Annotated in this window: 3 protein-coding genes; 2 read left to right on the top strand and 1 reads right to left on the bottom strand. The window is 50.6% G+C overall.

The features are described 5' to 3' along the window. The gene (locus Q0198_RS04725) at positions 1-1,146 is read right to left on the bottom strand and encodes an iron-containing alcohol dehydrogenase (RefSeq protein WP_297895595.1); all 1,146 of its coding nucleotides are present in this window, start codon (positions 1,144-1,146) and stop codon (positions 1-3) included. Positions 1,147-1,275: 129 nt separating this feature from the next. Here Q0198_RS04725 and Q0198_RS10930 point away from each other — a divergent pair, with 129 nt between their 5' ends. Further along, positions 1,276-1,554: a hypothetical protein gene (locus Q0198_RS10930; RefSeq protein ID WP_366111876.1), complete on the top strand. Its 279-nt coding sequence runs from the start codon at positions 1,276-1,278 to the stop codon at positions 1,552-1,554. 12 nt (positions 1,555-1,566) lie between these two features. Then, positions 1,567-1,679, top strand: a 113-nt coding sequence (locus tag Q0198_RS04720; protein WP_366111878.1) for an AraC family transcriptional regulator, incomplete at its 3' end; no start/stop codon positions are given.

The raw sequence follows: 1,679 nt of genomic DNA, 5'->3' as shown, positions 1-1,679 counted from the left end.
TTATCTTGCCAGCTCAAGAATTTTAGCGATATTTTCGCGGCTGTAGAGCTCCGCCATATTCCATGCTTTGGCGTTTGTCGCGGCTACGTCTATGACCTCATTTAGCACCTTGCCTTCGATACCAAGCTGTGCGAGGCTAGTAGGCGTACCGATCTTATCAAACCACGCTTTAAGCGCCGTGATACCTTCGTCTGCGCTTTTAAGGCCGAAAATTTCACGAGCGAAACGCTCAAACGCGTTTAAATTCCTATCCTTATACCACCTCATCCACGCAGGCATTACCACGCTAAGACCGGCTCCGTGCGCGCAATCCACGACCGCACTCATTGCATGCTCGATCATATGGTTCGGATAGCCGAAGCCACCCACGCCCACGTAGGTTAACCCGTTTAGCGCCATCGTAGCAGCCCACGCAAACTCGGCGCGCGCGTCGTAATCGCTCGGATCTGCGAGCAGGATTTCAGTCGTGCGGATGACGGTTTTGATGTTTGCTTCGATATAGGCTCGCACGATGTCCGGATGGACGCTAGCGGTAAAATACCCCTCGATGCTGTGCGCGATGATGTCGCTCGCGCTATACACGAGATACTCGCGGCTGACGGTTGCTTGCAGCTGCGGGTTTATGACCGAGACTTTCGGGTATAGACACGGCGCGCTGATCGGGTATTTTTGCTTGGTCTGCTCCTTGGTCACCACGCCGCCGCAGTTCATCTCCGAGCCCGTCGCAGCAAGGGTGATGATATCAAAAATTTTAAGCGCAACGCTCGGGCTTTTGCCGGTGAAAAAATCCCACACGTCGCCTTCGTAGCAGACGCCCGCAGCTACTGCTTTTGCCGAGTCCAACACGCTTCCGCCGCCCACAGCAAGCACGCTATCAGCGCCGAATTCTTTGGCGAGCTTGATCGCTTCATTTACTTTGCTTAACACGGGATTTGATTTTATGCCGCCAAGCTGCGCAAATTCTATACCGCTTGCCTTTAAACTGCTCTCCACGACGCCCATCAGACCGCTCTTTCGCACGCGCTCGCTACCGTATAGTACGAGAGCTTTTTTCGCGCCCGCTTCCTTCATATACTGCCCGATATGCTCCTCTTTACCCTTGCCAAATTCTATCCTCACGGGGTTGCAAAAACTAAAATCTGTCATTTTCTCTCCTTTAAATAAAGTTGGCTAAATTATAGCCTTTTTTAAAATTTTGCGGTAGCACGATACTCCAAATTCCTTGCCTAATCATGCAAATGTAAGTGTAATCTGCATAAATTTAAAGGAGCGAGCATGAACGAAGTAGATAAAATTTTAAAAGACGCCGCGAAGATCACTGGCGAGCTGCATCTCGCCTATGGATACGTTCAGACGCCCATACAAGCGCTTAGCTTCTACTGCCAAAGCGAGCCCTTGGACTTCACGCGACGATCTACGAATCTATCGCGTACTTGTGCCTGCGCGACGGCAAAATGGTGGAATTTAACGGCAAACAGCATCACTACGATACGCAAAAATTCCTGCAATACTGCGCTAAGCCCGATTGATTTTCAAAAGCACATTAGGTTGTAGGAAACTAGATATATCTTACAAAACGGCGGCACGAAAGCGTCGCAAGCGGCTTTTGACGTCGGATACGAAAGTCCGTCGCAATTCAGCAGGGAGTACGCGAGGATGTTCGGCATGCCACCTAAAGC

The organism is uncultured Campylobacter sp. (assembly GCF_938045205.1).
GTDB lineage: Bacteria > Campylobacterota > Campylobacteria > Campylobacterales > Campylobacteraceae > Campylobacter_B.
The sequence above is the reverse complement of the archived record's forward strand: the minus strand, read 5'-3'. Positions and strand labels throughout refer to the sequence as shown.

What these genes read in the sequence shown, in the direction of transcription:
- Q0198_RS04725 (WP_297895595.1), bottom strand. Translation starts at nt 1,146, where the DNA reads ATGACAGATTTTAGTTTTTGCAACCCCGTGAGGATAGAATTTGGCAAG.
- Q0198_RS10930 (WP_366111876.1), top strand. Translation starts at nt 1,276, where the DNA reads ATGAACGAAGTAGATAAAATTTTAAAAGACGCCGCGAAGATCACTGGC.